Origin of the sequence: Streptomyces sp. HNM0645 (genome assembly GCF_030056615.1) — a bacterium.
Lineage (GTDB): Bacteria > Actinomycetota > Actinomycetes > Streptomycetales > Streptomycetaceae > Streptomyces > Streptomyces marianii.
Genome location: NZ_JASHLT010000063.1, coordinates 1 through 11,645, shown reverse-complemented (window position 1 = coordinate 11,645; position 11,645 = coordinate 1). Strand labels below are relative to the sequence as shown.

Annotated in this window: 12 protein-coding genes; 10 read left to right on the top strand and 2 right to left on the bottom strand. The window is 73.3% G+C overall.

Features of this window, described 5'->3' with window-relative positions; genetic code table 11:
• Positions 1-133 precede the first annotated feature (133 nt).
• The 6 genes from QMZ92_RS32020 (at position 134) to QMZ92_RS31995 (ending at position 5,271) form a co-directional block, all read left to right on the top strand.
• On the top strand, positions 134-895 hold the full coding sequence (locus QMZ92_RS32020) for a metallophosphoesterase family protein (protein ID WP_283301080.1): 762 nt from the start codon (positions 134-136) through the stop codon (positions 893-895).
• Positions 896-960: 65 nt separating this feature from the next.
• Positions 961-1,410 (top strand): SRPBCC family protein, encoded by a 450-nt coding sequence (locus QMZ92_RS32015; protein WP_283301079.1) that lies wholly within the window; start codon positions 961-963, stop codon positions 1,408-1,410.
• Positions 1,411-1,422: 12 nt separating this feature from the next.
• The gene (locus QMZ92_RS32010) at positions 1,423-2,664 is read left to right on the top strand and encodes an ArsA family ATPase (protein ID WP_283301078.1); all 1,242 of its coding nucleotides are present in this window, start codon (positions 1,423-1,425) and stop codon (positions 2,662-2,664) included.
• A gap of 57 nt (positions 2,665-2,721) precedes the next feature.
• A complete protein-coding gene (locus QMZ92_RS32005; RefSeq protein ID WP_283301077.1) occupies positions 2,722-3,177 on the top strand; it encodes a DUF5304 domain-containing protein in 456 nt (151 codons plus the stop codon).
• Between the two features lie 61 nt (positions 3,178-3,238).
• On the top strand, positions 3,239-4,180 hold the full coding sequence (locus tag QMZ92_RS32000; protein WP_283301076.1) for an ROK family glucokinase: 942 nt from the start codon (positions 3,239-3,241) through the stop codon (positions 4,178-4,180).
• Positions 4,181-4,443: 263 nt separating this feature from the next.
• Positions 4,444-5,271, top strand: coding sequence for an endonuclease/exonuclease/phosphatase family protein (locus QMZ92_RS31995; RefSeq protein ID WP_283301075.1), 828 nt, complete (start codon positions 4,444-4,446; stop codon positions 5,269-5,271).
• 344 nt (positions 5,272-5,615) lie between these two features.
• On the opposite strand, the gene QMZ92_RS31990 is transcribed toward QMZ92_RS31995, so the two are convergent.
• Together QMZ92_RS31990 and QMZ92_RS31985 are read right to left on the bottom strand one after the other, a co-directional pair.
• Positions 5,616-6,224, bottom strand: coding sequence for a hypothetical protein (locus QMZ92_RS31990; RefSeq protein WP_283301074.1), 609 nt, complete (start codon positions 6,222-6,224; stop codon positions 5,616-5,618).
• Positions 6,217-6,996 (bottom strand): alpha/beta hydrolase, encoded by a 780-nt coding sequence (locus QMZ92_RS31985; RefSeq protein ID WP_283301073.1) that lies wholly within the window; start codon positions 6,994-6,996, stop codon positions 6,217-6,219. The genes QMZ92_RS31990 and QMZ92_RS31985 overlap by 8 nt, the downstream gene beginning before the upstream one ends.
• A 188-nt stretch (positions 6,997-7,184) precedes the next feature.
• Here QMZ92_RS31985 and QMZ92_RS31980 point away from each other — a divergent pair, with 188 nt between their 5' ends.
• The 4 genes from QMZ92_RS31980 to QMZ92_RS31965 all read left to right on the top strand — a co-directional run bounded on the left by QMZ92_RS31980 (position 7,185) and on the right by QMZ92_RS31965 (position 11,127).
• A complete protein-coding gene (locus tag QMZ92_RS31980) occupies positions 7,185-7,937 on the top strand; it encodes a lysophospholipid acyltransferase family protein (RefSeq protein ID WP_283301098.1) in 753 nt (250 codons plus the stop codon).
• 39 nt (positions 7,938-7,976) lie between these two features.
• On the top strand, positions 7,977-9,239 hold the full coding sequence (gene macS, locus QMZ92_RS31975) for a MacS family sensor histidine kinase (RefSeq protein ID WP_283301072.1): 1,263 nt from the start codon (positions 7,977-7,979) through the stop codon (positions 9,237-9,239).
• A complete protein-coding gene (locus QMZ92_RS31970; RefSeq protein WP_283301071.1) occupies positions 9,236-9,925 on the top strand; it encodes a response regulator in 690 nt (229 codons plus the stop codon). The genes macS and QMZ92_RS31970 overlap by 4 nt, the downstream gene beginning before the upstream one ends.
• 173 nt (positions 9,926-10,098) lie before the next feature.
• Positions 10,099-11,127 carry a 6-phosphofructokinase gene (locus tag QMZ92_RS31965; protein ID WP_283301070.1) on the top strand — a complete coding sequence of 343 codons (1,029 nt, stop codon included), beginning with the start codon at positions 10,099-10,101 and terminating at the stop codon, positions 11,125-11,127.
• The last annotated feature ends 518 nt before the right edge of the window (positions 11,128-11,645 follow it).

Genomic DNA, 11,645 nt, shown 5'->3' with positions numbered 1-11,645 from the left:
GCCAGATGTTCCCTGCGTCACACCTGTGTGCCGCACCATCGCGAACACTATTCCACCAGCCGGACGACTCGGAAGTAACCGCAGGTCCGGTGCCCTCTACTAGGAATCGGGCGACCACTCTAGGGTGATCGGCATGCGAGTCCATGTGGTCAGTGATGTGCACGGCAACACGACGGATCTGGCCAGGGCGGGAACCGGCGCCGACGCCCTGATCTGCCTCGGCGACCTGGTGCTCTTCCTCGACTACGCCGATCATTCGCGCGGCATCTTCCCCGATCTCTTCGGGGTCGAGAACGCGGACAGGATCGTCGAGCTGCGCACGGCACGGCGCTTCGAGGAGGCCCGGGAGTTCGGCCGCAGCCTGTGGGCGGGCCTCGACCGGGACGCCGTGATCCTCGAGGCGGTGCGCAAGCAGTACGGCGAGCTGTTCGCCGCTTTCCCCACTCCGACGTACGCCACCTACGGCAACGTCGACGTCCCGGCCCTCTGGCCGGAGTACGCGCGACCGGGCACCACCGTCCTCGACGGTGAGCGGATCGAGCTGGACGGGCTCGTGTTCGGCTTCGTCGGCGGCGGGCTGCGGTCCCCCATGCGCACCCCCTTCGAGATCTCCGACGAGGAGTACGCGGCCAAGGTCGAGGCGCTCGGCGAGGTCGACGTCCTGTGCTCGCACATCCCGCCGGAGGTGCCGGAACTGACGTACGACACGGTCGCCCGCCGCTTCGAGCGCGGCAGCACGGCCCTGCTCGACGCCATCCGCCGGACCCGGCCCCGGTACTCCCTCTTCGGGCACGTGCACCAGCCGCTGGCACGGCGCATGCGGATCGGTGCGACGGAGTGCGTGAACGTCGGGCACTTCGCGGCGACGGGGCGGCCCTGGGCCCTGGAATGGTGACCACCCGGGTCGCGGTAGATTGCACACCGCAACCCCGTCCGGCGTTCACTGGAGGAGCCACGGCGATGGCGGAACACACCAGCTCGAGCATCACCATCGACGCGGCCCCGGCCGATGTGATGGGGGTGATCTCCGACTTCGCGCGCTACCCGGAGTGGACCGGAGAGGTGAAGGAGACGGAGGTCCTGGAGAAGGACGACCAGGGCCGCGCGCTCCAGGTCCGGCTGGTGCTCGACGCCGGCGCGATCAAGGACGACCACGTCCTCGCCTACACCTGGACCGGGGACGACAAGGTCTCCTGGACGCTGGTCAAGTCCCAGATGCTGCGCGCGCTGGACGGCTCGTACGCGCTGGAGCCGGTCGCCGGCGGGGAGCGGACCGAGGTCACGTACCAACTGACCGTCGACGTCAAGATCCCCATGCTCGGGATGATCAAGCGCAAGGCGGAGAAGGTCATCATCGACCGCGCCCTGGCCGGTCTGAAGAAGCGTGTCGAGTCCGGTCCGAAGGGCTGAAGCCGACCCTCCATGCGCACCGTTTTCGTCACCGGCACCGGCGGGGCCGGCCGGAGCACCGTCGCGGCCGCCCTCGCCCTTGCCGGGGCGCGGCGGGGCGAACGGGTCCTGCTGCTGTCCGACGAGCCTTCGGAGGCGCTGACCGGCACGGGGCCCGCGGCCGCCGGCCCGGACTCTTCGGGATCGGGCCCCGCAGCCGCGGGGCCGGGCAGGACGGGGTCGGGCGGGGCGGACACCCCTGTGCCCGGCCCCACCGTCGTCCGCGTCGACTCGGGCACCGACTTCCGCCACGAGTTCCTCACCTTCCAGGAGCGGGCCGGGGCGGCGCTCGACCTGCTCGGGGCAGCGCCCTTCGAGGACGGTGAGCTGACGGAGCTTCCGGGCAGCGAGCAGTTCGCGCTGCTGCGCGCCCTCAGGCACGCCGCCGGGAGCGGCCACGACCTGCTGGTCGTCGACCTTCCGCCGGTGCGCCGGGCCGTCGCCCTGCTCGCCCTGCCCGAGCAGCTGCGCCGCTATCTCCGTCGGCTGCTCCCCGCGGAGCGCCAGGCCGCCCGCTCGCTGCGCCCCGTGCTCGCCCAGCTCGCGGGAGTGCCGATGCCCGCGCAGTGGCTCTACGAGACGGCCGCCCGGTGGGACGAGGAGCTGGCCGCCGTCCAGGCCCTGGTCGAGAGCCCCGCCACCTCGGTCCGCCTGGTCGCCGAACCCGGCTCCGAGGCCGCGGACCGCGCCCTGCGCACGGCCCGGCTCGGCCTCGCCCTGCACGGGCCGGCCCCGGACATGGTGATCGCGAACCGGATCGTCCCGGTCGGCTCCGCCGACCCCTTCCTCGGCGCCCTCTCGGGGCGCCAGCAGGGCGCGCTCAAGGGCTGGCGCGAGGAGTTCGGCGCCGTACCGGTCCTGGAGGTGCCGCACGCCGGCCGTGGCCCCCGGCAGCCCGGCGAACTCGCGGAGCTGCTCGACGGGCCCGCCGGCAGCACCGCGCGAGCCGTCGCGGGGAACCCCTGGACGGTGGAGGACCGCAGGGCCGAGGACGGTGTGATCGTCTGGCGGCTGCCGCTGCCGGGAGCCTCCAGGGACAGCCTTCAGCTGGTCCGCAGGGACGACGAACTCTTCCTGACCGTGGGCCCGTTCCGCCGCGTCCTGCTCCTGCCGTCCGTGCTGCGCCGCTGCACCGTCAGCGGTGCCGCGCTCCGGGACGGCGAGCTCCGCATACGTTTCGAGCCCGACCCCGGACTCTGGCCGCGGGGTCGCTGAGCGGCTGCCTCCGTTCGGGTACCGTCGACGTACGAGGCACTTTCCGAGGAGTACGCCATGAGCGATGCCACCGAACGTCCCGCCGTCGACGCCGACGCCTGGGCGACGGCGTGCGCCGAGGACCTGGAGGAGGAGCGGGCCCGCCGCAGCGAGCGGTACGGGCAGCAGGCCACCGGTACCGCGGGCGAGGAGTTCCGCAAGCTGCTGGACGCGGTCGCGGACAAGATGTCGTCGCTGCAGAACCCGCTGCTCGGCCTCGCCGGGCAGGGGGCCGTGCAGCAGCTGATCAGCCAGGCGAAGTCGGCCGTCGAGCCGGTCATCGAGCGCAACCCGCAGGTCTTCGACCATCTCACCGCCGCGGGCAACGAACTGCTGGCCGCGTACCGCTCCGCGGTGGAAGGCCATGAGCGCCGCTGGACCCGGAACGAGCCGTCCGCGGGGGCCGACGGCACGGCCCGCCGGGACCGGCCGGACGAGGGCCCCGGCCCCAGCGAGAAGATCGACCTGGACTGAAGCCGGGACTCCCTCCGGTACGGTTGGCCATAGCGGGGCTCGACCGAAAACTGAGGGACACATGGGACTCACCATCGGCGTCGACATCGGCGGCACCAAGATCGCGGCCGGCGTGGTCGACGAAGAGGGCACCATCCTTGAGACGCACACGGTGCCCACTCCGCCGACCGCCGAGGGCATCGTGGACGCGATCTGCTCGGCCGTCACCGGAGCCGGTAAGGGGCACGACATCGAGGCGGTCGGCATCGGCGCCGCCGGCTACGTCGACGACAAGCGTGCCACCGTCCTCTTCGCACCGAACATCCAGTGGCGGCACGAGCCGCTGAAGGACAAGGTGGAGCAGCGCGTCAGCCTGCCGGTGGTCGTGGAGAACGACGCCAACGCGGCGGCCTGGGGCGAGTACCGATTCGGTGCCGGCCAGGGCCACAACGACGTCATCTGCATCACGCTCGGCACGGGCCTCGGTGGCGGCATCATCATCGGCAACAAGCTGCGCCGCGGCCGTTTCGGCGTGGCGGCGGAGTTCGGCCACATCCGGGTCGTCCCCGACGGCCTGCTGTGCGGCTGCGGCAGCCAGGGCTGCTGGGAGCAGTACGCGTCCGGGCGCGCACTCGTCCGCTACGCCCGCCAGCGTGCGGCGGCGTCCCCCGAGAACGCGGCGATCCTGCTCGGTCTCGGCGACGGCACCCCCGAGGGCATCGAGGGCAGGCACGTGAGCGAGGCGGCCCGACAGGGCGACAAGGTCGCCGTCGACTCCTTCCGTGAGCTGGCCCGCTGGGCCGGCGCGGGCCTGGCGGACCTGGCCTCGCTGTTCGACCCCTCGGCGTTCATCGTCGGCGGCGGGGTGTCGGACGAGGGCGAGCTGGTGCTCGACCCGATCCGCAAGTCCTTCCGACGGTGGCTGATCGGCGGACAGTGGCGCCCGCACGCCCAGGTGCTCGCGGCCCAACTCGGCAACAAGGCGGGCCTCGTCGGCGCGGCGGACCTCGCCCGCCAGGGCTGACGCCCACCCTTCCGGCGCCTGCCGCCCCTCCGGGGGCGGCAGGCGCCGCTCGTCGCTCCCGGGGCCGCGGTGACGGAACGCGCGGGCGGTGCGACCGCCGCGGCCCCCAGCCCGCCCTGCCCGCGGCCCGCCGTGCCCGGAGCGGGCCTCTACGGGGCCGGGCGACCCGGTGCCGGCCACCGGCGGCACCACACGCCGCCCGTGCGGCGCGCCCGGTGTGCTGGGGCGGGGCAACACGGCCCGGGCCGGTTATCTTGAGGCCCATGGTGACGTCCGAGACGCGACCGCTGCCCAACTCCCGCACCGAGCGGGATGGTTCGACCGTGATCCGGGTCCTCAGCTACAACATCCGCTCGATGCGCGACGACGAGGACGCCCTCAGCCGCGTCATCCGCGCCTGCCGGCCCGATCTCGTCTTCGTCCAGGAAGCCCCCCGCTTCTTCCGGTGGCGCAAGCACGCCGCCCGGCTCGCGGCCAAGAGCGAGCTGGTGATGCTGAGCGGCGGTGCGACCGCCTCGGGCCCGCTGCTGCTGTGCTCGCTCCGGGCGACCGTCGAGCGCACCGAGGACGTTCTGCTGCCGCTCACGCCGGGTCTGCACCGGCGCGGCTTCGCCACCGCCGTCGTCCGTGTCGGAGGCGCCCGGCTCGGGCTGCTCAGCTGCCATCTGAGCCTGCGGACCGACGAGCGCTACGCCCAGGCCGGAATGCTGCTCGACCGGCTCGGCGCGATGGACGTGCCGCACGCGATCGCCGCCGGCGACGTCAACGAGCGCCCCGGAGGGCGCAGCTTCCGGCGTCTCGCCGCCGGGCTCAGGGACGCCTGGGAGGTCAGCCCCTGGGGCGGCGAGTACACCTCGACCCCCGCGGACCCGCACCAGCGGATCGACGCGGTGTTCGTGACCCCGGGTATCGAGGTCCTCGGCTGCGGGGTCCCCGTGGGACTTCCCGGGGTCAGCGAGGCCGATCTGAAGGCGGCCACGGACCACCTCCCGGTCCTCGCCGCCCTGCGCGTCCCGGCCGACGCCGCACCGACCGCCGGAAGGGGACGGGCCGGCGGGGAGGGGCCGTCGCCGGAGCGGGACCGCCCGTAGCCGGTCGTGCGCGGCCTCCGGGTGCGGATCCCGCGGCCACCGGCCCCGCCGTCGCTCGCCGCCTCCGCTCGGGCGGCTCCGGCCTGCGGTCAGTGCTGCCCGGGTTCCGGTCCGGCCTCGGGGCGCGCGCCCCGGCGCCGCGTCGGGCCCGGTTCGCCCGTCGGGGAGCGGAGTCCGGTGCACGGAGTCTTCCCCGGCCCTCCGGGCCGGGGGGAGGGACCGCAAGGTGCCGGATCGACCTCGTGGTGGGTCTGCTCGGCTGATTCGGCAGCTGATTCGGCAGCGCCGCCAGTCGCCGTGCCGGGCGTCGTCACGGGGCGACCGCGACCTGACCGCGACACGCCCTAGACGACCGCCCCCCGGCCCGGGTCGTCGTCGTCCTCGTCGTCCCCGTGCGACATCCGCGCCACCAGCGTGACGAAGCCGCCCAGGAAGCCGCCGACGCCGAGCGTGGTCAGCCACCAGGTCATGTCCCACCGCAGGATCACGGCGAGCAGCAGCAGCACCGGCCCGCCGACCACCGCGAGCCAGGCGAACTTCGCGGTCGTGTCGGCCTCCGGCAGCGGCGGGGGCTCCGGCGGGACGAAATGGCCCTCGTCGGTCTCGTCGAGGTCGTCGTCCGCCGCCTCGGCGACCTCGTAGTCGCGCGGCCCGCCGCCCACTCCGGGTGCGAACACGACGGAGCTGCCCAGCGGCTTCTCCGGCCGCGGGCGCTCGTCCTCGTCGTCGCCCCCGACGTCGTTCCCGCGGTCGTCGCCCCCGGGCTCCGGTCCGTCGTTCCGGGCGGACTTCTCCAGGCCCGCGAGGTCCTCCACCGACTTGAACGGCTTCGCTCCCGGCGGGTCCGAGGGCTCCTCGCCGTACCCGGCGACGATGGCCGCCCAGGCGGCCTCCTCGTCGATGGGCTGCGGCTCCCGGTCCCGGTCCCGATCCGCGTCGTGCTGCTCAGCCACCGGTCGTGCTTCCCTTCTTGCCGACACTCGGAGCGAGGCGCCCGATGAACGCGTGGCTCTCCTCGAAGATCTGCTCCGCGTCGTGGTCCAACGTCGCCACGTGGTAGCTCTGTTCCAGCAGGACCTCCCGGACGTCCGTCGACGACACCCGGCCGAGGATCCGGGCCGAGTCCGCCGGCGGCACCACATGGTCCTGAGGGCTGTGCAGCAGCAGCATCGGCTGCGTGACCTGCGGAAGCTCACCGTCGACGAGCCGGAGGAAGTTCCGCAGCGAGTGCGCCGCGTGCAGGGGGACGCGGTCGTAGGCGACCTCGTCCATGCCCTCCTTCGCGATGTCGTTGGCCAGGCCCTTCGTGGTGCGGACGAGATGGCGGGCCACCGGCAGGGCGTGCGCCGCCGGACCGTGCACCTTGTTGGCCGGGTTCACCACCACGATGCCGCTGATCGCGTCGCCGTGCCTGGCGGCCAGCCGCAGGGCCAGCGCGCCGCCCATGGAGAGCCCGAGGACGAAGACCTGGTCGCACTCCTCGCGCAGCGCCCGGAGCTCCCGGTCCACCTCCGCGTACCAGTCCTGCCAGCCGGTGACCGCCATGTCCTGCCAGCGGGTGCCGTGGCCCGGCAGCAGCGGAAGCGAGACGGTCAGTCCACGCTCCGCGAGGTACTCCGCCCACGGGCGCAGCGACTGGGGGGAACCGGTGAAGCCGTGACAGAGAAGGACGCCGACCTCGCCACCCTCGTGGCGGTACGGCTCGGCTCCAGGAAGGACCGGCACCGGGGTCTCCTTTCGGGGCGGCCCGGGGGGCCTCCCCCCGGTGGGCAGACTCACCGTACGCGACGGGACCGACACCGACCAGGGCTGAGGCCGCCCGGCGCGGGACCACGGAGGGGAGCGCGGTCCCGCCAGGGGTTAAGGTCTTTGCGACGGATCCCAGGAAGGCACTCGAGTTGATCTACGGCGCAATGAAGTTCTCCATCGGCGGGGCGCTGAAGCTCGCCTTCAGGCCATGGGTGGAGGGCCTCGAGCACATTCCCGCCGAGGGGCCGGCGATCCTCGCGAGCAACCACCTGTCCTTCTCGGACTCCTTCTTCCTGCCCGCGGTCCTGGACCGCAAGGTCACGTTCATCGCCAAGGCCGAGTACTTCACCTCGCCGGGCGTGAAGGGCAAGCTCACCGCGGCCTTCTTCAAGGGCGTCGGCCAGCTCCCGGTGGACCGCTCCGGAGCGCGCGGCGCCGGTGAGGCGGCCATCAGGAGCGGCGTGGAGGTCATCGAGCGCGGTGAGCTCTTCGGCATCTACCCGGAGGGCACCCGCTCGCCGGACGGCCGGCTCTACCGCGGGAAGCCGGGCGGCCTGGCGCGCGTGGCGCTGGCCACCGGCGCGCCCGTCATCCCCGTCGCGATGATCGACACCGAGAAGATCCAGCCGCCCGGCAAGGTCGTCCCCAAGCTGATGAGCCCCGGGATCAGGATCGGCAAGCCGCTCGACTTCAGCCGCTACCACGGCATGGAGCACGACCGCTTCATCCTGCGCTCGGTGACCGACGAGGTCATGTACGAGATCATGAAGCTCTCCGGCCAGGAGTACGTGGACATCTACGCCACGGCCGCCAAGCGGCAGATCGCGGACGCGGAGAAGGCGGCGAAGGAGGCCGCCAAGGAGGCGGAGCGGGCCGCGAAGCAGGACGGCGGGACGGAGCGGGGCGGCGACCGGTAGCGTCGCCCGTCCGGCCGGACGGTTTTGGGGGATCGGGGCATGGCCAGGCGCGAACGGGTCGTACGCATGTCGGTCGAGCTGCCGCTGTGGCGTGCGCTGACCGCGTACCGCGTGCTGACGACGGGCTACGCGGTCCTGCTCTTCGTCTTCGCCCGGGACAAGTACGAGCGCCCCTCGGTGGCCGTCGGCTTCCTCGCCGTGATGGTGGTCTGGACGCTGGCGACGCTCCCGAAGGTGGCGAACGCGGCCGCCTGCACCAAGCGCTTCCTCGGCGCCGATCTCACCGTCGCCCTCACCGGCATCCTGCTCACCCCGCTCGCGGACGCACAGGCGCAGCAGATCGACGGCCCGACCCTGCCGTCGATCTGGACCGCGGGCTCGGTGCTCGCCTTCGCGATCAAGGGCGGCTGGCGCTGGGCGGGTTTCGCGTCCTCGCTGGTGGCCGTGGCCAACATCATCGAGCGCGGCGAGCCCAGCCGGGACACCTTCCACAACGTGCTGCTGGTGTGGGTCGCGTCCATCGCCATCGGGTACGTCGTCGAGGTCGCCCGCGCCTCCGAGCGCACCCTGGCCCGCGCCCTGGAGATCGAGGCCGCGACCCGGGAACGCGAGCGGCTGGCCCGCGACATCCACGACAGCGTGCTGCAGGTGCTGGCCATGGTGCAGCGGCGCGGCACGGCGCTCGGGGGCGAGGCGGCGGAGCTCGGCCGGATGGCGGGCGAGCAGGAGGTCGCCCTGCGCACCCTGGTCGCCGGCGGACTGGTCCCCGCGTCCCGGGTGTCGGAGGACGAGGCCCAGGGCGCGGTCGTCAGGCTCGTCGACGGGCCCGACGGGCCCGACGACGGGAGCGCCGGGGCCGACGGGCCTGACGACGGGAGCGCCGGGGCCGACGGGCCGGTGGACCTGCGGATGCTGCTGGCGCCGCGGGCCGGCTGCCGGGTGACCCTGTCCGAGCCGGGTGCCCCGGTGCTGCTCCCGGTGCGTGCGGCGAGGGAGCTCGCGGCCGCCGTCGGCGCCGCACTGGACAATGTGCGCAGACACGCCGGCGAGGACGCGCAGGCGTGGATCCTGGTCGAGGACTGGCCGGACGAGGTGATCGTGACGGTCCGGGACGACGGTCCGGGGATCCCGGAGGGGCGGCTGGCCCAGGCCGAGGGCGAGGGGCGGCTCGGAGTCGCGCTCTCGATCCGCGGCCGGCTGCGGGACATCGGCGGTACCGCCGAGCTGGTCTCGGTGCCGGGGCAGGGTACGGAAGTCGAGTTGAAGGTCCCGCGGGGGGCCCGGGGGAAGGCGGAACGATGACGGAGACGAGCGGGGCGGCGGAGCGCCCCGTGCGGGTCATGGTCGTGGACGACCACCCGATGTGGCGGGACGCGGTCGCCCGGGATCTGGCCGAGGCCGGCTACGAGGTGGTGGCGACCGCGGGCGACGGCCCGCAGGCGGTGCGCCGGGCCAGGGCGGCGAGGCCGGGCGTCCTCGTGCTCGACCTCAACCTTCCGGGTATGCCGGGGGCCGCGGTCTGCAAGGAGCTCGTGGGGGCGGATCCGTCGCTGCGGGTGCTCGTGCTCTCCGCCAGCGGGGAGCACGCCGACGTGCTGGAAGCGGTGAAGTCGGGGGCGACCGGCTATCTGCTGAAGTCGGCCAGTACGGAGGAGCTGATCGACGCCGTGCGCCGTACCGCCGCCGGCGATCCGGTGTTCACCCCCGGTCTCGCGGGGCTGGTGCTGGGGGAGTACCGGCGACTGGCGACCGAGCCGGTGCCGGCCGCGGGGCCGGACGAGCCGAAGGCGCCGCAGCTCACCGAGCGGGAGACGGAGGTGCTGCGGCTGGTCGCCAAGGGCCTCTCGTACAAGCAGATCGCGGAGCGGCTCGTCATCTCGCACCGCACGGTGCAGAACCATGTGCAGAACACGCTGGGCAAGCTCCAGCTGCACAACCGGGTGGAGCTCGTGCGCTACGCGATCGAGCGCGGTCTCGACGACGCCTGACGCCCGCCGGGCAGCCGGCCCGGCTTGGTACCCGAACCACTCGATGGAGTGAACCGCAGGACGTCAACTGCCTTCCCCTTACCCGGAATTCACCTTTCGTGCCGTCTCGGAGTGACCTGGGTCACTACTAGCGTGGCCGACGAATATGGCCACCGACGGCGAAGGGACCTGCCATGCGGGTCGGAGTACTGACCGGGGGCGGCGACTGCCCCGGCCTCAACGCGGTCATCCGCGGCATCGTCCGCAAGGGCGTGCAGGAGTACGGATACGAGTTCACCGGCTACCGGGACGGCTGGCGCGGGCCGCTGGAGGGCGACACCGTGCGCCTCGACATCCCCGCGGTGCGCGGCATCCTGCCGCGCGGGGGCACCGTTCTCGGTTCCTCGCGGACCAATCCCCTCAGGGCGGAGGACGGCATCCGCCGGATCAAGGAGAACCTCGCCAAGCACGAGGTGGAGGCACTGATCGCGATCGGCGGCGAGGACACCCTCGGGGTCGCCGCCCGGCTCTCGGACGAGTACGGGATCAGGTGCGTCGGCGTCCCCAAGACCATCGACAACGACCTGTCCGCCACGGACTACACCTTCGGCTTCGACACGGCCGTCGGCATCGCCACCGAGGCCATCGACCGGTTGCACACCACGGCGGAGTCCCACATGCGGGTGCTCGTGGTCGAGGTGATGGGCCGTCACGCCGGCTGGATCGCCCTGCACTCGGGGCTGGCGGGCGGGGCGAACGTGATCCTCATCCCGGAACAGCGGTTCGACCCGGACCAGGTCTGCGCCTGGGTCACCTCCCGGTTCCGGGCCTCGTACGCGCCGATCGTCGTGGTCGCCGAGGGCGCGATGCCGAAGGACGGGGACATGGTCCTGAAGGACGGGACGCTGGACTCCTTCGGCCACGTCCGCCTGTCGGGCGTCGGCGAATGGCTGGCCAAGGAGATCGAGAAGCGCACCGGAAAGGAGGCCAGGACCACCGTCCTCGGCCATGTCCAGCGCGGCGGTACGCCCAGTGCCTTCGACCGCTGGCTGGCGACCCGCTTCGGCCTGCACGCGATCGAGGCGGTGCGTGACGGCGACTACGGCAAGATGGTCGCCCTTCGCGGCACGGACATCGTCCGCGTACCGATCGCCGAGGCGACGGCGAAGCTGAAGACGGTCGACCCGGCCCTCTACGAGGAGGTCGGCGTCTTCTTCGGCTGACGCGCGGCCGGGGCGGTGCGCCGGAAACGCCCCGCCCGTCATCCCGGCCGGCCCCGGGGCCGGCCGGCGGGTGACCGGGACACGGCCCGGCCCCCCGCCGTGGACGGCACGGACGTCGCCGGGGCGCCGCCCTCTTGACCAGCGTCAGTCCGGGCCCGGCCGGTGCCGCGCCGGCCCGGGTCCGCCCCGACACGACGCCCGACACGACGCCCGGCGCGGCGACTCGCGGCGCCGCCGGATGGACCGGGCAGGCCCATCACGAGGCCGATCCGGTGCCCTGCGCTCCTTCCCCCTGTGCCCGGAGGGCCGGGGGAGACCCCGTGCACCGGACACCGCTCCTCTACGGGGCGAACCCTGCCCGACGCGGCAGTAGGGTGTGGCCGATGTTCCATGATCATGGGGGGGAACCGTGTCACCTGTCAGTCGTCGTGCCGCGCTCGCCGCGGCCCTCGCGGGCACCGCCGCGGGAGTGGTCCCGTCCGCGGCGCTCGCCCGCGCCCCGGAGAAGGCGTCCCGCG